Origin of the sequence: Aeromonas sp. R10-1, assembly GCF_040908465.1 — a bacterium.
Taxonomy (GTDB): Bacteria; Pseudomonadota; Gammaproteobacteria; order Enterobacterales; family Aeromonadaceae; genus Aeromonas; species Aeromonas caviae.
On the sequence record NZ_JBFODT010000024.1, the window covers coordinates 18314 to 40097 of the forward strand.

Below are 21784 nucleotides of genomic sequence, written 5' to 3' on the forward strand. Positions count from 1 at the left end.
CACCTAACTTCAAGATGCAGTTGGCACAACATGTCATGAACTTTCCAACGCGCGGGATGGCCTCTCTCCTGCTGGTGCTTTTCTCGTTCGGTACCCAGGCTTCCTCCTCTTCGCTATTGCAACTGATCCTGCCGGACAAGCGGGAAATCACCCTGGATGAGGCGGCGTTGGCCGCCTTGCCACAAGTGGAATTCGAGACGGCGACGCCCTGGACCCTCGGCACTCACCGCTATCGTGGCCCGACCCTGAAGAGCGTGCTGGCGGCGCAGCAGGTGGATAGTGCCAGCGCCATCGATGTCGCCGCACTCAATGGCTACCAGCAGCGGGTTGATCTCTCCCTGTTTGCCAAGGTGCCGCTGACCCTGGTGCGTTACCAGGATGACAAACCGCTCACCCGTCGCAATAAAGGGCCGCTCTGGCTGCTGGTCCCCCTCTCGGCCCATCCCGACATGGATGTGTCCGCCATCCACAACAACATGGTCTGGCAGGTGATCCGCATCGAGGTTGTCCCGTGACGCGGCGACAGCGAGATAACCTGCTGCTTGCAGCCATTTCCCTGCTGTTTCTCTTCTCGTCCCTCTGGGGTCTGCTGCTGCAGAGTCGGCACGAGCAGCTCGTTGACATGTTCTACCGCAACACCCACTGGAACATCAGCCAGGTAATGCAGGAGTCCCAGCGATTTCTCTATGATGTGCGCCTCTACCGTGCCGGGGCGCTCGACATGGCGGCCCTGAGCCTGGATTACGATCTGCTGTGGAACCGGCTGGATGTGTTCCTGATCAGTACCGAGACCGCCGATGCGCGGGCGAGGCATGGGTTGGGGGAGGTGCTTGAACGGCTCTTTGACGAACTCAAGGGGCTGGATCCTCAGATGCAGTCCGGGGAGCTGAAGAGGGGGAAAGCCCTCGATCTTGCCCTCGTCCGGCTGACCGGCTTGATCCATCAGGTGGAGCAGATTGGGGATCAGATCCTTTCCGGCCAGGAGCGGGAAGCCTCCCTCAACCAGTTGCGCCAGAGCCTGTTCTGGATCCAGATCTGGCAGTTGATCCTGCTGGTGATGGGCTGTGTGCTGGTCTTTGCCCTCATTCGAACCAATCTGCAGAATCGTCGCCTCTCCCTGCTCGATCCCATGACCCGGCTTGGCAACCGTCGGGCCTTGCAGGGGCAGCTCAGGCAATCCCTGCTGCAAGATCGGGTCCAGGCGCTGGCGGTGCTGGATCTGAAGCGGTTCAAGCAGGTCAATGATCTGCTCGGATACCAGGTTGGTGATCGCCTGTTGCAGGCGGTCGCGGCCCGGTTGCGTCAGGCATGCCCGGGCCGTGCGTACCGGCTGGGGGGCGATGAGTTCGCCGTGGTGCTAGACGACGAAGAGGGAGATCTCGATGCCCGCATGGCCGCCATGGTGAGCCTGTTGCAGTTTGAGTTCGTGACCCGGGAAAGCAGCTTTGATCTGGCGTCTCGCTTCGGAGTGGCCAGGCGCGAGGGTGGCGAGGATGCCGATGAGCTATTGGAGCAGGCCATATTGGCATTGAACGAGGCCAAGCGTGAGGGGACCACCCTGGTGTGGTATCAGAGTGCGATGAAGGCTGACCTCCACATGGCCCAGCGGCAGCTGCACCAACTGCGGGAATGGTTGGCGGGGGCCGCCCCTTCCCCCCTGGAGACCCTCTGTGAGCCGATGAGAGACGAGCAGGGCGTGCCGGTGACGGCGGTCAGCCTGCGCTGGCGGGTGAGCCAGCAGCCCTGTGACGTGGGCTGGATGCAGGAGCGTGGTGTCCTTGGGCCCGTGATGGCACGATGGCTGACAGAAGAGCCATGCAGTGGCACCTTGCTGGTAAGGCTTCATCAGCCTGCCCAGCTGGCCCCTCTGCTGGCGAGCCTGCCCCCCTTGCCACAGGGGAGGCTGATCCTGGCATTGCCTGCGCTGATACAGGATGCCACCCTGCTTGAGAAGATGCGCGAGTGTGGCTGCATGCTGGCGCTGAGCGAGCTTGGCAGCAGCGCCCCCGAACTGCTGCAAGCGGGCTGGCCAATTCGCTACTGGCTGCCAGCACCCTCTGGGTACGAGGCGCTGCTCCAGCCGTTGGCAACGGCGCTGGGGCTGCTGCGCCTGGCTCCCCGGGGAGAGGCACAGCAAGAGGATGATCTCAAGCTGAGTTGAGTGGTGGCTTGTGCAGTCTGGGGGCCGATGCCAAGGAGACAATACACAGAAGGGCGGCTCATGGCCGCCCTTCTGCTGCTTGCTGGCACTTAAACTGGTTTGCTGTCCGGTGAGGAAAAGGGAGTGCAGGAGTGTCTGATTACCAGGTCCGGATCCACGGTGATCATGCGGTTTGCGATGGGCTCGCCGTTGATGCGTGCCAAGAGCCGGGTGACGGCGAGGCGGCCCAGCTCCTCTTTCGGTTGATTGACCGTGGTGAGCGGGGGGGACATGAACTGGGCCAGCGCCACGTTGTCATAGCCGACGATGGAGAGATCGCGGGGGATCACCAGCCCCGCCTGATGGGCGGCACTGATGACACCCATGGCCATCATGTCGTTGCAGACAAACAGCGCGGTGGGACGCTCTGGCAGTGCCAGCAGGCGGGTCATGGCGGCGGCGCCGCTGGCGCAGTCAAAGTCTCCCTCCTGGATCCAGCCCGGATTGACGGTGAGCCCGGCCTCCTGCATCGCCTGCTCGAAACCCGCCTGGCGCTGGTTGGCCGGGGCGCGGCTGTGGGGGCCCGTGATGCAACCGATGGCAGTGTGACCCAGTCCCAGCAGGTGGCGGGTTGCCAGGTAGCCGCCACGATGGGAGTTGTCGGCGATGAGATCCACCTCGCCGTTCTCCATGCCCCAGTCCATCACCACGACCGGCAGGCTCTTGAGCCAGTCGAGCTGGTTGAACACCTCCTGCTGCCCTTCGCTGCACATGATGAGCAGGCCGTCGACCCGTTTCCTGAGCATCATCTTGAGGTAGGAGAGCGCCGTCTCGGCCTGTCCTTCGGTGTTGCCCAGCATCAGGTTGTAACCCTGCTCGAAGCAGTAGCGCTCCACCCCGCGCACCACCTCGGCGAAGAAGGGGTTGCTGGAGGTGGTGACCAGCATGCCGATGCTGTTGGTCTCCTTTACCTTGAGGCTGCGGGCCACCAGGCTCGGGGCATAATTGAGATCGCGCATGGCCGCGAAGACCCGCTCCCGGGTCTCTTCGGCCACGAAGCGGGTCTCGTTGATGACGTGGGAGACAGTGGTGGTCGACACTCCCGCCAGCGCAGCCACCTCCTTGATATTGGCCATCAGTGCCCCTGCGCAGTCTGTTCAAGGAGGAAGGTATCGACCTCCTGCTTGCTCGGAATGGAGCTCTGGGCACCAAACCGGGTGACGGAGAGTGCCGCCGCCCCGTGGGCAAAGCGTACGGCAGCGTCAAAGTCGGCGCCCGCGAGCTCGGCCGCCAGGAAGGCGCCGTTGAAGGTATCCCCGGCCGCCGTGGTATCCACCGCCTTGACCCGAAAACCCGGCATGAGCGCCTGTTGCTGCCCCTTGCTGCAATAGACCCCTTGAGACCCCAGGGTGATCATCACCTCACCGATGCCCATCTGGTGGAAGCGGGCGGCAGCCTCCCGGGCGCTCGCTTCGTCCGTCACCTTGACGCCGGTCAGCAGCTCGGCCTCGGTCTGGTTGGGGGTGATGAGATCCACCAGCGCCAGCAGATCCCTTGAGAGCGGGCGCGCGGGGGCGGGGTTGAGCACCACCCGGGTGCCGTGGGCACGGGCCAGACGGGCCGCTTCCTCCACGCTCTCGAGCGGTACTTCCAGTTGCAGCAGCAGGGTGTGGGCGGCGGCGATCATCGCCTCGTGACCTTGCACCACGGCCGGGGTGAGGGCGCCATTGGCTTCGGCGGAGATGCCGATGCTGTTCTCCCCCTCGTCGCTCACATAGATGATGGCGATGCCGGTGGGGAGCCTGGGGTCGAGTTCGACGGCGCTGACATCGATGCCGTCGTTGGCAAACCCGGTTTTCATCTGGTGGCCGATGGCATCATCACCGATGCGGGCGATGAAGGAGACAGGAGCGCCGAGGCGGGCGGCGGCCACCGCCTGGTTGGCGCCCTTGCCGCCGGGCACCACCTGATAGCTGTGGCCGGTCAGGGTTTCACCGGGGCGGGGAAAGTGGGGGACGCGCAGCACATGATCCGCATTCACGCTGCCGAGGACTACGAGACGATTCATTCCTATCACCCTTGGTTGAGTACATCCTGGTCTGGGTGGGCCCAGACCAGGCGGCACTGGCGGAAAAAGAGAGGGGAGGCGAACCTCCCCCAACAACTTACTTGTTGACGATTTGCAGCGGTACCGGGATGGATTTTTCCACCGGTTGACCCTTGAGCACCTTGTCGGCGGTTTCCACGCCGATGGCGCCGATGAGGGCGGGCTGCTGGGCCACGGTGGCGGCCAGTTTACCCTTGGCCACGGCGGCTTTGCCATCGTCGGTGCCGTCAAAGCCCACGATCATCACCTCTTTGCCGGCGGCCTGCACGGCGCGGATGGCACCCAGCGCCATCTCGTCGTTCTGGGCGAACACTGCCTGCACGGTCGGATGGGCGGCCAGCAGGTTCTCCATGACGTTCAGCCCCTTGGTGCGATCAAAGTCGGCGGGCTGGGAGGCCAGCACCTGCAGCTTGTTGGCGGTGACCGCCAGGGCGAAGCCTTCGCCGCGATCACGGGCGGCGGAGGTACCTGCGATCCCTTCCAGCTGGATCACCTTGGCGCCGCTGCCCAGCTTCTCGGCGATGAAGTCGCCAGCCAGCTTGCCACCGGCCACGTTGTCGGAGGCGATGTGGGCCTTGACGTCACCCTGGGCTGCGCCGCGGTCCAGGGTCAGCACCGGGATGTTCGCCTTGTTGGCCAGGCGAATGGCGTTGCCCACCGCTTCGGAGTCGGTCGGGTTGATCAGGATGGCGTTGACCTTGCGCACGGTGAGATCTTCCACGTTGGAGAGCTCCTTGGCCGGGTCGTTCTGGGAGTCCAGCACCACCAGCTCGTAGCCAAGCTCCTTGGCCTTGGCTTCGGCACCCTCCTTCATGGTGACGAAGAAGGGGTTGTTGAGGGTGGAGACCACCATCGCCAGGGTGTGATCCGCGGCCTGGGCGGTGCCCAGCACGGACATGATGGCGGCAGCGAGCAGGGTATTGAGCTTTTTCATCATTTCATTCCTTGTGTGTGGCGTGGCTTGTTAACGGTTGCTTTTGTTATCGATCATCACGGCAAGCAAAATCACGCTGGCCTTGGCGATCATCTGGTAATAGGAACTGACGTCGAGCAGGTTGAGGGCATTGTTGAGGAAGCCGATGATGAGGGCACCGATCAGGGTACCCATGATACGGCCCTTGCCCCCCATCAGGCTGGTGCCCCCCAGCACCACGGCGGCGATGGCATCCAGCTCGTACCCCATGCCGGCGGTGGGCTGGGCGGAGGAGAGGCGGGATGTGACGATGAGCCCGGCCAGTGCCGACAGCATGCCGCACAGACCATACACCGCGAGCTTGACCCGATCCACATTGATACCGGAGAGGCGGGTGGCCGATTCGTTGCCGCCGAGGGCATAGATGTAGCGGCCCAGGCGAGTGTGGTTGAGCAGGTACCAGGCCAGCAGGAAGACGATGGCCATCAGCCAGATGGGCACCGGCAGACCCAGCAGGTAGCCGGTCCCGAGCCAGGCGAAGTGATCGGCGCCGTCACTGAAGCCGGTGGAAATGGGGCGCCCCTCGGTGTAGACCATGGTGACGCCGCGCAGGGCGGTCATGGTGACCAGGGTGGCGATGAACGCCTGTACCTTGCCCTTGGCGATGATGAGGCCGCTGATGCTGCCAAGCAGGGCGCCGGCCCCCAGGGTGAGGGGGATCACCAGGCCGATGGGCAGCTCCATGGCCACCATGGTGGCGGCCAGGGCGCCGCACAGAGCCAGTACCGAGCCGACCGACAGATCGATGCCGGCGGTCAGGATGACCAGCGTCATGCCGACCGCCATGATGGCGTTGACCGATGTCTGGCGCAGGATGTTGAGCAGGTTGTCGGCGGTGAAGAAGTTGGGGCTCAGGAAGGAGACCACGCCAATCAGCACCAGCAGCGCGACCAGGGACTTGTTCTCGATCCACCAGGCCTTGCTCATGACGCCGCGGCGGGAAAGGGTTTGGGTTGTCATTGTGCTGCCTCTTGCTCTGCTTGCCACTGTTTACCGACTGCCGCTGCCATCAGCTTCTCCTGATTGGCATCGCGGGTGTTGAATTCTGCGCTGATGCGCCCTTCGTGCATCACCATGATGCGATCACTCATGCCGAGCACTTCCGGCATTTCGGAGGAGACCAGGATGATGCTCATCCCCTCCTTCTTGAACTGGTTGATGAGCTGATAGATCTCCTTCTTGGCGCCGACATCGACGCCGCGGGTCGGCTCATCCAGGATCAGCACCTTGGGCCGGGTCAGCAGCCCCTTGGCGATGGCCACCTTCTGCTGGTTGCCGCCGGAGAGGAGCTTGATCAGCTGATCCTGACTCGGGGTCTTGATGTTGAACAGACGCACATAGTCGCCCACCGCCTGGCGCTCGGCCTGGCCGTCAATCTTGCCGCCACGGATGAACTCGCCGAGGGCGCACAGGCTCATGTTTTCGCGCACCGACAGCTCCAGCACCAGGCCGTCGCCCTTGCGATCCTCGGAGATATAGGCGATGCCGGCGGCCAGACCATCGGCCGGGCTTCTGGGTACCAGGGCGTGGCCATCCACCGTCACCTGGCCAGCGCTGATGGGGCTGGCACCGTAGATGAGCTTCATCAGCTCGGTGCGGCCGGAGCCCATCAGGCCGCTAAAGCCCAGAATTTCCCCCTGGCGCAGGGAGAAGCTCACCCCGCGCACGCCGGGACCAGCCAGATCGTTCACCTGCAGGCTAACCGGGCCGAGCTCGCGTACCAGGCGCGGGTACTGCTCTTCCAGCCGGCGGCCCACCATCATCTCGATGATCCTGTCTTCGTCGAGCTCGCTCACCGCCTGCTCGCCGATCCACTTGCCATCCCGCAGCACGGTGACCCGATCGCAGATCTCGAAGATCTCTTTCAGGCGGTGGGAGATATAGACGATGCCGCAGCCCTGCTCGCGCAGTTCGCGAATGACGGTGAAGAGCTGCTCGGTCTCGGTGTCGGTCAGCGCATCGGTGGGCTCGTCCATGATGATGACGCTGGCATCGAACGACAGCGCCTTGGCGATCTCCACCATCTGCTGTTCACCGATGGAGAGATCCCCGAGTCGGGTATCAGGGCCGTGCTTGACGCCAAGTCGCGCCAGCAGGGTGCTGGCCCGTTCGCGCAGCTGTTTGTGGTCGATGCTGCCAAAACGGGTGCGCGGTTCGCGGCCGAGGAAGATATTGGCGGCGATCGACAACTCCGGCAGCAGGTTCAGCTCCTGGTGGATGATGCTGATCCCCTGATCCTGAGAGTCACGGGGGCCCTTGAAGTGAACCGGCTGGCCGCGATAGCTGATGCTGCCCGCATCGGCCTGGTAGATGCCGGTCAGCACCTTCATCAGGGTCGACTTGCCAGCGCCATTTTCGCCGAGCAGGGCCATCACCTGGCCCGGATAGACCCGAAGACCCGCTTCGTCGAGGGCGCGTACCCCGGGGAAGGTCTTGACGATCCCGGTCAGCTCCAGAATGGGTGAGAGGGGGGAGGTTGTGCTCATTTGCAGCTTCCTTGAAGAGGCTTAAAACGCCACACCGGCGCAGAGGATCAGGTTGGCGTAGGGAGTCACCTCGCCGCTGCGCACGATAGCCTTGCTCTGGCAGGAGCGAGCCTTGAACGCTTCGTGCAGGCAGTACTCGATGGCGATGGGCTTGCCTTGAGCCGCGGCGTGCGCCTCCAGCTGATCCACTAGCGCCTGATGGGTGGCGGGGCTGATCGCCTTGATCTCGCTTGCCATGATCACCTTCTCCACCACCAGATCGGTGAGCAGGGCGGTCAGTACGGTTTCAAGGCTGGGGGTGCCCGCCATCAGCGCCAGATCGATACGCTCGGGGCCTGCCGGAATGGGCAGGCCAGCGTCGCAGACGGTGATCTCGTCGGTGTGGCCCATCTGCGCGACCAGCGCGCTTAAGGGAGCATTGAGCAGCTTGCCTCGTTTCATACTGCACCTCGGCGGCCTGGGACCGCATGTGGATATTGAGTTGGGCAATCGGTTACGCAACCGGTTGCGTCATTAGGGCGAAAGATAGGTGTTAACCGTTAACGGGTCTAGGCAGTGATGACGAAAATGTGAAAACGATCTCAGTGACAGGGCAATTTCAGAAGAAACGGGTGCCAGAAGAGCACCCGTCTGAGAGGCGTCGCCGGATGTTGCCCGCACAAAAAGGCGTACCCGGCGCGAGGAGATCAGAGGGCGAGCGCCGCCTGCACTGCGGGGCGGGCCAGCATGCGCTGATAGTGATCCGCCACCTTGGGAAACTCGCTGATGGCCACCCCATCGCTCTCGAGCCAGCCTGCAATCACGAAGAGGTAGATGTCGGCCAGGCTGAAGCGCTCCCCCAGTACCCAGGGGCCGGCCAGATAGTGGCGCTCAATCTGGTCAAAGCCATCGCGCATGTTCTGGGGCATCTTGGCCTGCATGGCAGCCATGGCCTGTTCATCGTCGGCCCAGCGGCCGGGACGGCGTCCATGGGCATGGGCGACATGGACGGTGGAGACGAGGAAACTGTGCACCTCCTGCATCCTGGCCAGGAGGAAGGGGTCATCCAATGGGGCCAGCCCGGCGTTAGGAAAACGCTGGGCCACGTAGAGCAGCAGAGCCGGTGTTTCGGTCAGCACGCCATGCTCCGTCACCAGTGCCGGGACTCGCCCCTTAGGATTGATGGCGAGGTAGTCGGGGCTGCGCTGTTCACCAGCGGCCAGATCCAGGCGCTTGACAAGGTGAGTGGCACCGGCCTCCACCAGAGCGATGCGTACCGCCATGGCACAGGTACCGGGGGCAAGATAGAGCGTCAGTTCGGACATGACCGTTTTCCTTGTGTGAAAGAGAAGAGCCAGTGGACATCTCGTCCGCCAGCGTGCGCCATCATCCTACTCCCGTTGGACAGAGGGGCCAAGGGTGAGGGGAACCTCATCAAGAAGGGCTGCAAGGCCTTTGGTATCAATGGCTTTCTGAACGGAAGATAACAGGAAAAACGGCTACGCATGCCGGTTCAAACCGCTATAATGTGCCACCTTGGATCAGTCGTCAGTGAATGTTGGACAGTCAATTGAGTAATAGAATGCGGATCGGTGGAACCCTCGAACAGTCCCTCAGCCAGGGATATCGTCTGGACCTGCAAGGGGTGTTGAAAGAGGGGTGGCAACAGACTCGTCGCACCGGTTTCGGATTGGCGCTGGCCATCGCCGGGGTCATGGCAATCTGGATCCTGCTGAGCAATACCTTGCTGACGCCCTATGTCGCCCGTGAAGGAGGGGATATGGATATGGCCCTGATCCTGAGCCTGCTGGTCACGGTGATCATGTCACCCATGACCTCCTCCCTCGACATGCTGGGGTTGCAGCAGTCGGTGGGGGTGCGCGCCCGGCCGAGCCAGGTATTCGACTTCTTCCGCCACTTCCTGCGCCTGGGCAGCCTGAGTCTGCTCGGCAGCCTCATCACCAGCCTGTTTGGCCCCCTGTTCGAGCTGCTGGGCGTGCCGGTGATGCTGGCCTTCATCCCTTCCGCCCTGGTGGGCATGGGGCTGGTGTTTACCGTACCTCTGGTGCTGGAGCGCGGTCTTTCCCCGGCTCAGGCCATTCTGGTCTCCCTCAAGCTCTTTGCCCGGGGCTGGCCCAGCATAGTGCTGCTGCACGGGGTCATGCTGGCACTCTTCTTCCTGGCGCTCATCCCCATGGGGCTGGGACTTATCTGGGTGGCGCCGCTCTACTTCAACTGCAAGGGCATTCTCTACCGGGATCTGTGTGGGGTGGCAGTCGAAGTGACCGAGGTTGCCAGTGGCAACGACGGGCAGGGCCCGGATCATTTCAACGCGTAACGGGATACCAGGGGGTCAGCCGGTGTCGACCCGCCCGGAGCATGATGCAAAAGGATGGCATATGAACAAGCGATACGGGATGGCGGCGCTCCTGCTGGTACCCATGCTGGGACAGGCTGAGCCGTCCCTTGAACTCGACTACGGCACCTTCTACAGCCAGATGAAGACCTTCGCCAAGGGGGAATTTGGCCACGCCAGACTGGGCTTTTATCTGGCCAGTCAACAGAACGGTCGGCGCTGCGGGTTCACCTCGGCCCGGGTCTCGACCCCGGACAGGGATGTGCCCGCCGAGGTCACGGTGGATGGCGAACTGCGTCTGCCCTATGACGATGATCTCAACCTCGACAAGGCGATCGTGGTGGTGGGGCTCACCGAGGCCCACGCCGCCTGCGATCTGTCGGTACAGGTGATGGCTGACGCCCCCGCCACACCCGAGGTGCCGCTGGTCGAACTTGTCTCGCGCCAGCAGCAGATGCAGCGATTGCTCGACAAGATGGCCGGCATGGTCGGCCAGTATTTCCTGCCCAAGATGGAAGGAGTGAGGATCTCCATGGTGGCGCCCGCAGGCACAGCCTACCTTGTGGAGGGTGCCCGTCAGGAGGCCGTCTCCTGGCAGCAGGGGCAACTGCTGCTCAGCAATGCGCAGCTGAAGGGGTTTGCCCAGGGCAAGCTGCAACTGCAAGGGGAGAGCCTGCGCCTGACCCCCTGGCTGCACAAGGAGTAGCGACCCGAGTCCGCAGATTGCCAGAATGAAAAAAGGAGCGCCTGGCGCTCCTTTTTTGTGGGTGACGGGGCTTAGCGCACCTCAATCACGTCCAGCATGTCCATCTCGTCGATGTCCAGCAGCGGCGCCTTGGGCAGCTCAGGCGGATCAAATGCCTTGTCGCCACCATCGATGATGCCGGAGTCGCGGTTGATGCTCTTGAAGTCAAACAGCTGGTGATCGAGCAGGTGGCTCGGGATCACGTCCTGAATGGCGGTGAACATGGTCTCGAGACGGCCCGGGAAGCGGCGATCCCACTCCTGCATCATCTGCTTGATGGCCTGGCGCTGCAGGTTCTCCTGGGAGCCGCACAGGTTGCAGGGGATGATGGGGAAGGCCTTGACCTCGGCATAGCGCACCAAGTCTTTCTCCTTGCAGTAGGCAAGGGGGCGGATCACCACGTTCTTGCCATCGTCGCTCACCAGCTTGGGGGGCATGGATTTGAGCTTGCCACCATAGAACATGTTGAGGAACAGAGTCTCGAGGATGTCGTCACGGTGATGGCCAAGGGCGATCTTGGTGCAACCCAGCTCCTGGGCGGTGCGATACAGAATGCCACGGCGCAGGCGGGAGCAGAGCGCGCAGGTGGTCTTGCCCTCTGGTACCTTCTCCTTGACGATGGAGTAGGTATCTTCTTCCACGATCTTGAAGTCGATGCCGAGGGTTCTCAGGTATTCAGGCAGCACGTGCTCGGGGAAGCCGGGTTGTTTCTGATCCAGGTTGACGGCCACCAGATCGAAATGGATGGGGGCGCTGGCCTTCAGGCTCATCAGGATGTCGAGCATGGCAAAGCTGTCCTTGCCGCCAGACAGGCAGACCATGATCTTGTCACCCTCTTCAATCATGTTGAAGTCGGCGATGGCCTGGCCCACGTTGCGCCGCAGGCGTTTCTGCAGCTTGTTGAAACTGTATTTCTCTTTGGCGTTAAGCTCTTCTAGCATGGCCTCAAACCCGGGACAAAAATAAGCGGCTTATTATAGCCATGTCCCGGGGGAGGGCAAGAAACGCTTATGCAGGATGACGCCTGTCATCCACAGGGCAGCTGTAATCGTCGGGTTTGAGGATGAGAATGTCGCAGTTGAGCCTGTCCACCACGTGCTCTGCGGTGTTGCCAAGCAGGGCGGCAGAGAGTCCGGTACGGCCGACGCATCCCATGATCATCAGGGTGGCATTCAGATCGTCCGCCATGTCCGGCAGCACCTCCTCCGGCAAGCCTTCCGCCACCTTGGTCCACATGTGGTTGATGCCGAACTGATCGGCATGTTCCCGCAGCAGATCTTCATGGTGTTTGCGAATGGCATCGTTGTAGGCGTTGGGATCGAACTCTGGCAGTTCGATGGCGACATTGACCGGAGTGCCCGGGTAGGTGTTGACCAGATAGAGACTGGCACCAAGCAGCTCGGCGATGGCGATCCCCTCGCGGGTGATCCGCTCGTTGAGCACCTTCTGCTCCTTGTCATCGCTCGAGCAGTTGATGGCGGCAATCAGGTTCCCCCCCCGTTGCCAGTGCCCTTCTTTTACCAGCAGAACCGGACAGGGGCATTTGCGCAGCAGGTGCCAGTCGGTGGGGGTGAAGATGAAGGTTTGCAGGAAGGAGTGCTTGTGAGTCGCCTTGACGACCAGATCGTGACGCTGCTCCAGCACTTCCTGAATGACGCACTCGAAGGGACGGTTGTGCCAGAGCACTTTCACTTCGCATTCCAGCCCTCTGGCCCGATAGGGAGTGAGGATCTCGTCGAGCCACTCCCGACGCTGGGCGATGACACCATGGCGCATCTCTTCCCGCTCGTCTGCCGAGAGCATGGCGGTCATCTCGTAAGAGAAGTCGTAAATCGTCAGGAGCAGGGTCAGCTGGGCGCCCTCATCCAGCTCGGCGACCTTGACCGCGCGCTCGAGCGCGATTTGGCGCTCCTCCTCGGGATTGATCACCACCAGAATGTTTCGGTACTTGACCATGTTCTCCTCCTTGGCAAAAAGGCCAATGATGGCAACTCTTTAGCTATTACAGCTTAGTCCAAGGGGGGAGACGGGAAGGTGTGCCGGATCAAATTTCAGGGTGATCCGATCCGGCAAAAAAGGGAATAAACGGGGATTAACCGCAGGGAGGACGAGTGGCTCCGGCCATGACGCCCAAGGCAACGTTGTCCAGTACAGTAATGTATTTGCCTTTGACGCTGATGAGACCGGATTTCTGGAAACGGCCCAGCAGGCGGCTGATGGTCTCGACGGTGAGACCGAGGTAGTTGCCGATGTCCCCACGGGTCATGGAGAGGCGGAACTCCTTGGCGGAGAAGCCGCGCTCGGAGAAACGAACCGAGAGATTGTGCAGGAAGGCAGCGAGGCGCTCTTCGGCGTTCTTTTTGGAGAGCAGCAGTATCATCTCCTGGTCGCCCATGATCTCGTTGCTCATCAGCCGCATGATCTGCTGGCGCAGTTTGGGCATCTTGCCAGAGAGGTCGTCGAGCACATCGAACGGGATCTCGCACACCATGGCGGTTTCCAGCGCCTGGGCGAAGGAGGGGTGGGCCTGCTTGTGGATGGCGTCGAAACCGACCAGATCACCGGCGAGGTGGAAGGCGGTGATCTGTTCGTCACCCTGTTCGGTGATGGTGTATGACTTGATGGTCCCGGAACGTATGGCATAGAGCGACTTGAGCTCATCGCCAGCCTTGAACAACTCTTCACCCTTCTGGATCGGCTTTTTTCGCTCGATAATGCTGTCGAGCTGATCGAGCTCGTTGTCGTTCAGGGTGAAGGGGATGCAGAGCTGGCTGATGCTGCAATCCTGGCAATGAATTGCACAGCCACCGCTCTGAATACGTCTGCCAGGTTTCTTGTCCGGGATCATAGGCTCAAATGAATAATTGATTTATATCAAACAAGTTTACCACCATCTCATCCGTTTTGGATAGGGTTTCAAAAGGACGCCATCCCGATCCAGAGGGTGTGGATCCCGTAGGCAATAAGCAGCAAGGCGCCCCCAAGGCGCAGGCTGCGCAGGGTGAGCCAGTAGCGCAATCGGTCTGCCAGCCCCCCCAGCGCAAACAGGGTCGGCAGCGTGCCGAGGCCGAAAAAGAGCATGATGAGCGCCCCGCCACTCGCGGAGCCTGCGGCAGCGCTCCAGGTCAGCATGGAGTAGACGAGGCCGCAAGGGAGCCAACCCCATATCATGCCAAAGGGGAGGGCCTGCCAGGCTGATGTAAACGGGAGAAACCTGCCTGCCAGCGGCTTGATGAGAGGCCAGAACTTCGCACCGATGCGCTCGAGCAGCAAGACGCCATGCCACCAGCCAGCCAAGTAGAGGCCGAGCGCTATCATCAGCAGGGCGGCGATGAGGCGAAGCCCTGCCAGGGCGTGTTTGCCAGCGCCTATCTCCGTGGTGGTGGCGAGCAAACCACCCACCAGAGCCCCCGCCAGCACATAACTCAGGATGCGCCCCAGGTTGTAGTTGAGCAGATAACCGAGTCGGCCCCAAAAATGCTGCTTCTCGGCAGGTATGGCCATGGAGAGCGCTGCAGACACGCCGCCGCACATGCCGATGCAGTGGCCGGCACCGGCAAGCCCGACCAGCAGGGCGCCCATGAGGTCAAGGCTGCTGGTCATGGGGACTGTTTTCCTCTTCAGGGTGTTGTTCAGGGGGGGGCAAGGGGCGCTGCTCCTCGTCAAACAGGATGTTGGAGCCCTGCCTGTCGAGATCCTCGAACTGCTCGGAGCGGATGGCCCAGAAGAAGACGGCGCCGGCAATGACAACGAACAGGATGGCGATGGGGATGAGGACGAAGATGATGTTCAAGGCGCAGACCCTGTGGTGAAAGGGGGATGATAACCCAGCGAGGCAAGAGTTGCCGCCACCCGGGAGGATGCCAGACGGCTGCTCACCGGTTAAGCCGCATGGAGTTGGTGACCACGATGAGGGAGCTCAGGGACATGCCAGCAGCCGCCAGATAAGGGGGGAGCCAGCCACTGGCCGCCAGCGGCAGCACAAGCAGGTTGTAGCCGATGGACCAGGCAAAGTTCTCCTTGATGATCTTGCGAGTGCGCAGGGCCAGGGCCCGGGCGGCCAGCAGACGGGAGAGATCGTCGGCCAGCAGGATGGCGTCGGCGCTGTTCTTGGCCAGATCCGTGCCCCCCGCCATGGCAAAGGAGGCGTGGGCGCCAGCCAGCACAGGGGCGTCGTTGATGCCATCTCCCACCATGATGCTGATATCCCCGGCCGCTTCACGGGCCTTGAGATAGGCCAGTTTGCCGTCCGGGCTGACCCCTTTTACCAGCTCATCGACCCCCAGCTCGCGGGCCAGCATGTCCGCCTGGTCCGAACCGTCGCCGGTGAGAATGGTGGTTTGCAGGCCTGCCTCCTTGAAGGCCTGGATCAGTGCACCGGCATCGGGGCGCAGCGTGTCGGCCAGGATGAAACGGGCCAGCAGTCCGTGTTCATCGGCCAGATAGATGGCCAGTCCTTGAGCGGCATTCTCTTCTTGCGCCAGTTCGAGCCAGTGTGCACTGCCGATGCGGTAATGCTTGCCCTCAATCACTCCCTGCACGCCGTGGCCGATGACGGGGGTGACGTCGCTGGCGGCGAGCGGCACCCCGTCCGCCAGTGGTTTGCTTCGAAACGCACGGGCGATGGGGTGCTCGGAGTAGGTCTCCAGGGCATGGGCGAGTGCGAGGCAGCGGGCTGCGTCGAGCTCGCTGAGGGGCTGGGTGCTCACCAGGCTGATGTTGCCCGTGGTCAGGGTTCCCGTCTTGTCCATCACGATGCGGTTGGCCCGGGTCAGAATGTCCAGCACGTGGCCGCGGCGCAGCAGGATGCCGCTGCGGGTCAGGTTGGCAGTGGCCGAGGTCAGTGCGGTCGGGGTGGCCAGCGAGAGGGCGCAGGGACAGGTCGCCACCAGCACCGCCAGGGTGACCCAGAAGGCCCGCTCGGGCTGATGAAAATGCCAGAAGGTCCAGACCGCGGCCGCAATGATCAGGAGCACCAGGATAAAGTGGCGCGACAGCACGTCCGCCAGTTGGGCGATGGCGGGCTTGTCGTCCAGAGCATGATCCTGCAGGCGCATGATCTGGGCCAGACGCGACTCTTCAATGGGATGGCTGACCCGGATCTCCAGGGGGGCATCGGTATTGATGGTGCCTGCATAGACGGGATCCCCGGCCTGCTTGAGCAGAGGCAACTGTTCGCCAGTCAGCATGGATTCGTTGAGGCTGGCCTGGCCCAAGGTGACGATGCCGTCTGCCGGCAGGGTGGCCCCCGCGAGTACCCGCACCCTGTCTCCGACTCGCAGCGTCTTGGCGGCCACCTCGTGTTCGCCGTCATCATCGATGCGGGTCGCCATGATGGGCACCAGACGCGCCAGGTTGGAGCTCGACTCCGACGCCTTGCGCCTCGCTCGCAGTTCCAGCAGACGGCCCAACAGCAGGAAAAAGACGAACATGGTGATGGAGTCGTAATAGACCTCACCCGTGTTGAAGACCGTGGCCCAGATGGAGGCGACGAAGGCGCCGATCAGTGCCAGCGACACCGACACATCCATGGAGAGGTGCCCCTGCTTCAGGCTGCGCCATGCCCCCACGTAAAAAGGCTGGGCCGAGTAGATCATGATGGGGGTGGAGAGCAGAAGGCTTATCCACTTGAAGTAGATCATGAACTCCTCTTCCACGCTGATGAAGAGGTCCATGTAGAGTGCCACGGCGCACATCATCACCTGCATGGAGCCAAGGCCGGCCAGCGCCATGCGGAACATGTAGCTGCGCACCTCTTTGGCGTAGAGCGCTTCCTGCTGATGAGTCTGGAAGGGATAGGCGCGATAGCCGACCCTGGCAAAACCCTTGAGAATGTCGCTCAAAGAGAGCTGGGCCGGATCCCACTTGATGCGGGCGCGATGGGTGGTGGTATTGACGTTGATGTAACGCAGACCGCGCAGGGTCATCAGGTGCCGCTCGATGAGCCAGGCACAGGCGGCGCAGGTCAAGCCTTCCACCGTCAGCTGGATCTCGCGCGTCGTTTCGCGACCCGTACCGGTGTCGGTGACGAACTCCTGCTGCACCTCCGCCAGATCGTAGTGGGTGAGGGCGGCGAGCTCTTCGGGCACCAGCTCCCCCTTGATGCCGGGAGCGGTGCGGTGTTCGTAATAACTGGCGAGGCCGCATTCGAGAATGGTCTGTGCCACGGCTTGGCAGCCAGGGCAGCACATCGGCTGAACGATGCCTTTGATCTCGAGAGTAAAGTTACTGCCAGTGGGAACCGGTTCACCACAGTGAAAACAGCCGGTCATGGTGATCATCCCTCTTTGATGCAGCCCTGCAGGCCGGGTCGGGGAGAAGGGCGGCTGACCGGCGTGCCGATCACCCTGCCTTCGTGATTCAACGTCCCTTGGGATCGAGCTCAATCGCTGCCTGAGTCGGCAGTTGTGCCGTCTCCTGGAGGCGCCATTCATGGTTGAAGGCATCGACCCGCACGTGCCACTTGCCGGTGAGGGGCTTGTCCAGCATCAGGCGATAGACTCCCTTGCCATCGGCCGTCAGCAGATGTTCGCTGTCCAGGCCCGCCAACGTGGGATGAAACAGGGAGAGGTGCAGTGCTTGTCCTGGTGGGATCTTCCCTGCCAGGGGAGTCAAGGTCAGCTCTTTGTCGCTGACATTGAGGGCGATACGGATGCCGAGCGCCTCGGCGCGATCGAACTTGCTGAGATCCTGGTTAATCTCCTTGCCCTGCTTGTAGTAGTCCTCCGCTACCAGGTTGACCCCATCCTTGCTGGCAATGATGGCGGTGGCGATGCTGCCTACCACGGCGGCACAGGGGAGGGCGATGATGAACCAGGGCCAGAATTGGCGATACCAGGGTTGGGTCATGATGCTACCGAAACAAATGGTTAACGAAATGGCGGTAATTCAGCCAACACAAGATAACAAAAAGCCTCGAAGAGTCGAGGCTTTTTGCTGATTAATCACGTGCTTATCACATGTTACTGCTGATTTTGCCGATCGTTGTGGGACAAGCTGTAAACGTAGGAGGCGAGCAGGTGTACCTTGTCTTCCCCCAGAATGTCCTTCCAGGCCGGCATCACGCCGTGGCGCCCGTGGGTGATGGTCTGTTCGACCACCTGACGGGAGCCGCCATAGAGCCAGATGTTGTTGGTCAAGTCGGGTGCGCCGAAGGCGATGCCGCCCTTGGCATCCGGGCCGTGGCAGGCGGCGCACATGGCAAAGCGTGCTTCCCCTTTCTTGGCTTCCACCAGATCAACCTTGCGACCGGAGAGGCTCAGCACATAGGAGGCCACCTCCTTCACCCCGTCCTGACCCAGGATCTCGCCCCAGGCGGCCATGATCCCCTGACGACCGCCCATGATGGTGGTCTTGATCTGGTCGGGGGCGCCGCCCCACTGCCATTCGCTGTCGGTCAGGTTCGGGAAACCGCGGCCACCGCGGGCATCGGAGCCATGACACTGGGAACAGTTTTGCAGGAACAGGCGCTGACCCACCTTCAAGGCTTCCGGATCCTTGGCGATCTCGGTGATCTCCTTGTAGCTCTTGCCGTCAGCCTGATAGGTCAGCTCGCGGAACTTGGCGCCGTAGATCTCGTCGGCCTTGGCGAGTTCCCGGTCGTATTCCACCGCGCGTCCTTCGGCCTTGGCAGACTCGGCCGCCGCCTTGGACTCGGCCAGGGAACGCACATCCTGGTTGGAGCTCTGCCAGCCCAGCAGACCCTTGAAGTTGCCAAGGCCCGGGAAGGCGAGCAGGTAGATGAGCCCGGTGACGATGAAGAAGAGGAACATATAGGACCACCACTTCGGCAGGGGATTGTTGATCTCCTCGATGCCGTCGAAGGTGTGACCCATGGGTTTGCCCTCTTCGGCCCCCATCTTGTCCTTCATGCACCAGGCCAGCAGCAGGAAGCAGCCGAGAATGGTGCCAAGGCTTATGACGGTCACAAAAATGCTAAACAGAGTGCTCATTATTGCTTCGCTCCTGCGTTCTTGTTATCAGCACTGGGTTGCTCGTCATCGGCAAAAACCAGGTTGGCGGCCTCGTCGAAAGAAGCCTTGCGGCGCTTGCTGTAGGCCCAGACGATGATGCCAATCATGATGACCATCAGCAGCAGGGTGTACAGGCCGCGAAATGTGCCGTAATCCATATCCCGACTCCTTATTTCAGGGCATGGCCCAGTGATTGCAGATAGGCGATCAGCGCATCCAGCTCGGTCTTGCCCTTGACGGCCTCACCGGCGCCGGCGATGTCGGCATCGGTATAGGGCACGCCGAAGTGATCCCGGAACAGAGCCAGCTTCTTGCCGGTCAGCTCGCCGCTCAGCACATTGGTCTCGAGCCAGGGGAAGGCCGGCATGTTGGACTCGGGCACCACGTCGCGCGGGTTGATGAGGTGGGCGCGATGCCAGTCATCGGAGTAGCGGCCGCCGACCCGGGCCAGATCCGGGCCGGTACGCTTGGAGCCCCACAGGAAGGGGTGCTCCCACACGCTCTCGCCGGCAACCGAGTAGTGGCCGTAGCGTTCGGTCTCGGCGCGGAACGGGCGGATCATCTGGCTGTGGCAGACGGTGCAGCCTTCGCGGATGTAGATGTCGCGTCCTTCCATCTGCAGGGCGGTGTAGGGCTTGAGGCCCTCCACCGGCTCGTTGGTCTGCTTCTGGAAGAACAGGGGGGTGATTTCCACCAGGCCCCCCAGGCTGATGGCGAAGATGATGCCAATGACCAGCATGGGGACGCTTTTTTCAAAAATCTCGTGACGGTTGTTGTTGCTCATGCTTTAAACCCCTTCAAATCAGGCTGGCTGTGCGACGGGTTCCAGAGAACCCTTGGGCGCAGTGACGGTGCGATAGGCGTTGTAGGCCATCAGCAGCATGCCGGTGACGAAGAAGCAGCCACCCAGGAAGCGCACGAAGTAGAAGGGATAGGAAGCTTGCAGCGCCTCCACGAAGCTGTAGGTCAGGGTGCCGTCGTCGTTGACCGCACGCCACATCAGGCCCTGCATCACACCGGAAATCCACATGGCGACGATATAGAGCACGGTGCCCACGGTGGCCAGCCAGAAGTGGACGTTGATGAGCTTGATGCTGTACATGCGCCCCTGCCCGAACAGGTTCGGGATCAGGTGGTAGACGGCACCGATGGACACCATGGCAACCCAGCCCAGGGCACCGGAGTGAACGTGACCGATAGTCCAGTCGGTGTAGTGGGAGAGGGCGTTGACGGTCTTGATCGCCATCATGGGGCCTTCGAAGGTCGACATGCCGTAGAACGACAGGGAGACGATCAGGAAGCGCAGGATGGGGTCATAACGCAGCTTGTGCCAGGCACCCGAGAGGGTCATGATGCCGTTGATCATGCCGCCCCAGGAGGGCACGAACAGGATGAGGGACATCACCATGCCCAGCGACTGGGCCCAGTCAGGCAGGGCGGTATAGTGCAGGTGGTGCGGACCGGCCCAGATATAGAGGGAGATCAGCGCCCAGAAGTGCACGATGGAGAGGCGGTAGGAGTAGACGGGGCGACCCGCCTGCTTGGGCACGAAATAGTACATCATGCCAAGGAAGCCCGCCGTCAGCAGGAAGCCCACCGCGTTGTGGCCATACCACCACTGCACCATGGCATCCATGGCACCGGAGTACATGGAGTAGGACTTCATGCCGGAGAGCGGCACTTCCATGTTGTTGACGATGTGCAGTACGGCCACCGTGATGATGAAGGCACCGAAGAACCAGTTCGCCACATAGATGTGGGAGGTGGTGCGCTTGACCAGGGTGCCGAAGAAGACGATGGCATAGCTGACCCAGACCACGGCGATGGCGATGTCGATGGGCCACTCCAGCTCGGCGTACTCTTTGGAGGTGGTGTACCCCAGCGGCAGCGAGATGGCTGCAGTCAGAATGATCGCCTGCCAGCCCCAGAACACGAAGGAGGCGAGGGGACCACCAAACAGTCGGACCTGACAGGTGCGCTGCACCACGTAGAAGGAGGTGGCCATCAGGGCGCTGCAACCAAATGCGAAGATGACCGCATTGGTATGCAGGGGACGCAGACGGCTGTACGTCAGCCAGGGGGTGTCGAAGTTGAGGGCAGGCCAGATCAGCTGGGCTGCAATCAATACACCCACCGACATGCCGACGATACCCCAGACAATCGTCATGACGGTGAACTGGCGCACAACGGTGTAGTTGTACTCAGGGTGGTTTGTTGTATGGCTCATCGTTGTATTCCGCTTCCGATGCTGTTGTTTGTGTTGCCCGGTGTCCTGGGCCATTTTCACCCCGGTTTTGCAAAATCCTCTCGTTAACATCTGTTAATAAAAGGAAAAGCAAAAGGTGGTTAAATGAAAATCCATTGAGAATGATACTGAAATGACCGGTAAAATAACAGTACAAACAGTGATATATTTGGCTCCAGCGGGTCTCATGTCCGCCAGTTTTTACCTTGCGCCAGATCACGAAAATTACATTTTCAAAGTACCTTACAGAGCTGTTTTTTCATGAAAGAGAGACTCACTTCACGCAAAATCGTCCACCTGTCCATGGTGCTGGTCATTTTGCTCTCCCTGATGGCCTATCGAACCTGGTTTTCAGGCACTGGAAGCGACCATGCAGAGGGCACCAATGTTCAGATTTGTGATCTGTCCCACAGCCCCTGCCGCCTCATCGTCGGGGATCGCCCGCTGACGGTCAGCATCGATGGCTTGCCGATCCGCCCTGAACATGACTTTGTCCTGCGCCTTCAAGGGGGTGTGCCGGCCATCACGCCGGTCAAGGCCTGGCTCGAGGGCAAGGAGATGTTCATGGGGCTCATCCCCGTGCTGTTTGAACCCAGCCAAACGGGGTGGCGAGGGGTGACCCAGGTGGGAAGTTGTACGACCGAGGCGATGGACTGGCTCCTGACCATCGAGTGGAGCAATGGTCAGCGCCATCAACTGACGTTGGGCGCGGCACGTTGAACGGCCTCTCATCGGGCCCCAGGAGGGGGGATAATTGAAAATTGATTTGAAATTTTCAGG

23 protein-coding genes are annotated in these 21784 nt (G+C 61.5%); 5 read left to right on the forward strand and 18 right to left on the reverse strand.

From position 1 onward, the window contains the following. Positions 1 to 56 precede the first annotated feature (56 nt). Positions 57 to 515: a hypothetical protein gene (locus AB5Y93_RS11590; protein WP_010674793.1), complete on the forward strand. Its 459-nt coding sequence runs from the start codon at positions 57 to 59 to the stop codon at positions 513 to 515. Continuing rightward, the gene (locus AB5Y93_RS11595; RefSeq protein WP_368229395.1) at positions 512 to 2161 is read left to right on the forward strand and encodes a GGDEF domain-containing protein; all 1650 of its coding nucleotides are present in this window, start codon (positions 512 to 514) and stop codon (positions 2159 to 2161) included. Before AB5Y93_RS11590 ends, AB5Y93_RS11595 begins: the two co-directional genes overlap by 4 nt. 89 nt (positions 2162 to 2250) lie before the next feature. On the opposite strand, the gene AB5Y93_RS11600 is transcribed toward AB5Y93_RS11595, so the two are convergent. The 7 genes from AB5Y93_RS11600 to AB5Y93_RS11630 all read right to left on the reverse strand — a co-directional run bounded on the left by AB5Y93_RS11600 (position 2251) and on the right by AB5Y93_RS11630 (position 9010). Then, positions 2251 to 3276, reverse strand: a complete 1026-nt coding sequence (locus tag AB5Y93_RS11600) for a substrate-binding domain-containing protein (RefSeq protein ID WP_103243100.1) — start codon at positions 3274 to 3276, stop codon at positions 2251 to 2253. Further along, on the reverse strand, positions 3276 to 4208 hold the full coding sequence (gene rbsK, locus AB5Y93_RS11605) for a ribokinase (protein WP_368229397.1): 933 nt from the start codon (positions 4206 to 4208) through the stop codon (positions 3276 to 3278). The genes AB5Y93_RS11600 and rbsK overlap by 1 nt, the downstream gene beginning before the upstream one ends. A 97-nt stretch (positions 4209 to 4305) precedes the next feature. Then, positions 4306 to 5181 (reverse strand): ribose ABC transporter substrate-binding protein RbsB, encoded by an 876-nt coding sequence (gene rbsB / locus AB5Y93_RS11610; RefSeq protein WP_010674790.1) that lies wholly within the window; start codon positions 5179 to 5181, stop codon positions 4306 to 4308. Positions 5182 to 5211: 30 nt separating this feature from the next. Continuing rightward, positions 5212 to 6180, reverse strand: a complete 969-nt coding sequence (gene rbsC, locus AB5Y93_RS11615) for a ribose ABC transporter permease (protein ID WP_039040774.1) — start codon at positions 6178 to 6180, stop codon at positions 5212 to 5214. Beyond that, complete coding sequence (gene rbsA / locus AB5Y93_RS11620; protein ID WP_319899863.1) at positions 6177 to 7706, reverse strand: ribose ABC transporter ATP-binding protein RbsA; 1530 nt, start codon at positions 7704 to 7706, stop codon at positions 6177 to 6179. Before rbsA ends, rbsC begins: the two co-directional genes overlap by 4 nt. 21 nt (positions 7707 to 7727) lie before the next feature. Beyond that, complete coding sequence (gene rbsD, locus AB5Y93_RS11625; RefSeq protein ID WP_368229398.1) at positions 7728 to 8147, reverse strand: D-ribose pyranase; 420 nt, start codon at positions 8145 to 8147, stop codon at positions 7728 to 7730. A 245-nt stretch (positions 8148 to 8392) separates the two neighbouring features. Next, the gene (locus AB5Y93_RS11630; RefSeq protein ID WP_368229400.1) at positions 8393 to 9010 is read right to left on the reverse strand and encodes a glutathione S-transferase family protein; all 618 of its coding nucleotides are present in this window, start codon (positions 9008 to 9010) and stop codon (positions 8393 to 8395) included. A gap of 257 nt (positions 9011 to 9267) precedes the next feature. Between AB5Y93_RS11630 and AB5Y93_RS11635 the strand changes: the two genes are divergently transcribed. Beyond that, entirely contained in the window at positions 9268 to 10023 is a 756-nt protein-coding gene (locus tag AB5Y93_RS11635; RefSeq protein ID WP_042017089.1) for a hypothetical protein, read from the forward strand. 61 nt (positions 10024 to 10084) lie between these two features. Next, positions 10085 to 10747 carry a DUF2987 domain-containing protein gene (locus AB5Y93_RS11640; RefSeq protein ID WP_368229401.1) on the forward strand — a complete coding sequence of 221 codons (663 nt, stop codon included), beginning with the start codon at positions 10085 to 10087 and terminating at the stop codon, positions 10745 to 10747. A gap of 71 nt (positions 10748 to 10818) precedes the next feature. Here the strand turns inward: AB5Y93_RS11640 and ttcA are convergent, their stop codons facing one another. The 11 genes from ttcA to ccoN form a co-directional block, all read right to left on the reverse strand. After that, a complete protein-coding gene (gene ttcA / locus AB5Y93_RS11645; protein ID WP_325784730.1) occupies positions 10819 to 11727 on the reverse strand; it encodes a tRNA 2-thiocytidine(32) synthetase TtcA in 909 nt (302 codons plus the stop codon). A 67-nt stretch (positions 11728 to 11794) separates the two neighbouring features. Next, a complete protein-coding gene (gene uspE, locus AB5Y93_RS11650; RefSeq protein WP_039040780.1) occupies positions 11795 to 12742 on the reverse strand; it encodes a universal stress protein UspE in 948 nt (315 codons plus the stop codon). A gap of 136 nt (positions 12743 to 12878) precedes the next feature. Next, positions 12879 to 13634 carry an FNR family transcription factor gene (locus tag AB5Y93_RS11655; protein WP_041215139.1) on the reverse strand — a complete coding sequence of 252 codons (756 nt, stop codon included), beginning with the start codon at positions 13632 to 13634 and terminating at the stop codon, positions 12879 to 12881. Positions 13635 to 13702: 68 nt separating this feature from the next. Beyond that, positions 13703 to 14389 (reverse strand): sulfite exporter TauE/SafE family protein, encoded by a 687-nt coding sequence (locus tag AB5Y93_RS11660; protein ID WP_219595753.1) that lies wholly within the window; start codon positions 14387 to 14389, stop codon positions 13703 to 13705. Then, entirely contained in the window at positions 14373 to 14579 is a 207-nt protein-coding gene (ccoS, locus tag AB5Y93_RS11665) for a cbb3-type cytochrome oxidase assembly protein CcoS (RefSeq protein ID WP_324020899.1), read from the reverse strand. Before ccoS ends, AB5Y93_RS11660 begins: the two co-directional genes overlap by 17 nt. A gap of 82 nt (positions 14580 to 14661) precedes the next feature. Next, positions 14662 to 17058 carry a heavy metal translocating P-type ATPase gene (locus tag AB5Y93_RS11670; protein ID WP_368229402.1) on the reverse strand — a complete coding sequence of 799 codons (2397 nt, stop codon included), beginning with the start codon at positions 17056 to 17058 and terminating at the stop codon, positions 14662 to 14664. An 88-nt stretch (positions 17059 to 17146) separates the two neighbouring features. Continuing rightward, the gene (locus tag AB5Y93_RS11675; protein ID WP_039040784.1) at positions 17147 to 17635 is read right to left on the reverse strand and encodes a FixH family protein; all 489 of its coding nucleotides are present in this window, start codon (positions 17633 to 17635) and stop codon (positions 17147 to 17149) included. A 113-nt stretch (positions 17636 to 17748) separates the two neighbouring features. Further along, positions 17749 to 18738, reverse strand: a complete 990-nt coding sequence (ccoP, locus tag AB5Y93_RS11680) for a cytochrome-c oxidase, cbb3-type subunit III (protein WP_039040785.1) — start codon at positions 18736 to 18738, stop codon at positions 17749 to 17751. Next, positions 18738 to 18917, reverse strand: a complete 180-nt coding sequence (locus AB5Y93_RS11685) for a CcoQ/FixQ family Cbb3-type cytochrome c oxidase assembly chaperone (RefSeq protein WP_010674775.1) — start codon at positions 18915 to 18917, stop codon at positions 18738 to 18740. Before AB5Y93_RS11685 ends, ccoP begins: the two co-directional genes overlap by 1 nt. Positions 18918 to 18928: 11 nt before the next feature. After that, complete coding sequence (ccoO, locus tag AB5Y93_RS11690) at positions 18929 to 19543, reverse strand: cytochrome-c oxidase, cbb3-type subunit II (protein ID WP_010674774.1); 615 nt, start codon at positions 19541 to 19543, stop codon at positions 18929 to 18931. Between the two features lie 18 nt (positions 19544 to 19561). After that, a complete protein-coding gene (gene ccoN, locus AB5Y93_RS11695) occupies positions 19562 to 20986 on the reverse strand; it encodes a cytochrome-c oxidase, cbb3-type subunit I (protein ID WP_368229403.1) in 1425 nt (474 codons plus the stop codon). Positions 20987 to 21265: 279 nt separating this feature from the next. Here ccoN and AB5Y93_RS11700 point away from each other — a divergent pair, with 279 nt between their 5' ends. After that, positions 21266 to 21724 (forward strand): hypothetical protein, encoded by a 459-nt coding sequence (locus tag AB5Y93_RS11700; protein ID WP_103243112.1) that lies wholly within the window; start codon positions 21266 to 21268, stop codon positions 21722 to 21724. Positions 21725 to 21784: the final 60 nt, after the last annotated feature.